This window comes from Streptomyces sp. HNM0645 (assembly GCF_030056615.1).
GTDB classification, from domain to species: Bacteria; Actinomycetota; Actinomycetes; order Streptomycetales; family Streptomycetaceae; genus Streptomyces; species Streptomyces marianii.
In genome coordinates, this window is the sequence record NZ_JASHLT010000119.1 from 1 (window position 1) to 1,273 (window position 1,273).

The following is a 1,273-nucleotide window of genomic DNA, read 5'->3' on the forward strand; positions in this document are numbered from 1 at the left end:
GGCCGCGTCGGGGTCGTCCGGCAGTTTCTCCTTGGCGAGTCCGAGGCCCATGGCGAGGGCGACGAGCCTGGCCTGGGCGCCGTCGTGCAGATCGCGTTCGATGCGCCGCAGGTCGGCGGCTGCGGTGTCCACGACGACACCGCGGCCGGACTCCAGCTCCACGATGCGGCCCTCCAGCCGGGAGGGGCCGAGCAGCCCGGTGACGAGGAGCCGGTCCACCGCGGCGAGACCGCGGATGATCCAGGGCGCGACCAGGGTGAGCAGCAGTCCGATCACGCTCGTCACGGCGAGCTCGAACGGGGAGTCGAGGTAGACGTTGTGCGTGCCGTCGCCGTACAGCTGGAGCCCGTCGATCCCCGCGTAGACGGGGAAGACCCACTGCCACAGCGGATACGTCAGCAGGCACCAGCCGTAGCTCCAGAAGGACAGGGAGACCGAGAAGGCGAAGACCGCCCATGGCATGTGCACCAGGGCGTAGAGGAGGTGCCGCCAGGACACCCCGCTCTTCAGCACGGCGCCCATCCAGCCGAGCACGCCGTCGCTCCGTGGCCGTACCGGCGCGGGATCTCCCACGTCGAGCCGTAGCAGCGCCCGCGCACGGGCGCGCTCCACCGCGCCGAAGCCCCGGCACACGGCGAGCGCGCCGGCGAGGACCGGGATCCCGAGGAACGTGACCACCAGCCCGGCGCCGGCCGCGGTCAGCGACAGCGCCAGGGCGAAGGACACGACGCCGAGGGGCAGGCTCAGCAGGAGGTACCCGAACTCGCGCCAGGTGCGGCCCTCGAACGGGGCCCGCAGCGCCGGGGGGAGGCTGTGGACCCGGGTCCCGGATCGGTGTGCCGTGGCCATCGTGTCGTCCGTTCTGCTCGTCCGGTCGGCGGTGTGCGCGGGTGCCGCGGTGCTCACGTTCAAGGCTCGCGGTGTCGCCGGGCCCGCACCAGGGGGCCCTTCTCCGGGTTCTCCGGGGGTTTTCCCCACCCCGTCGGTCGGAGGGCGTGCCGGGCCGTCCTCATGGGCCGGAGGGCGTGCCGAGCCATGCCGTCAGCCGCCGGAGGACGAGCGCGGCCGCACCGGTCGGGTGCCCGTGCGGGTGGTCTCGCCGCCCCGGCGCGGGGCCCGGTCGCGCCAGGGGAGTTCCGCGGTGACGGTTGTGGGTCCGCCGGTGGGGGAGTCGATGACGAGGAGGCCGTCGACGGCTCGGAGTCTTTCGGCCAGGCCTCCGAGGCCGCCGCCCGTTGCGTCTGCTCCGCCGTGCCCGTCGTCGGTGACCTGG

1 protein-coding gene and 1 pseudogene are annotated in these 1,273 nt (G+C 74.0%); both read right to left on the reverse strand.

The genetic code is table 11. The annotated features are described in order from the left end of the window. Positions 1-849, reverse strand: an 849-nt coding sequence (locus tag QMZ92_RS35860) for a sensor histidine kinase (RefSeq protein ID WP_283302128.1), incomplete at its 3' end; no start/stop codon positions are given. A gap of 192 nt (positions 850-1,041) precedes the next feature. Beyond that, a pseudogene (locus QMZ92_RS35865) lies at positions 1,042-1,273 on the reverse strand (hypothetical protein); the annotation flags it as partial.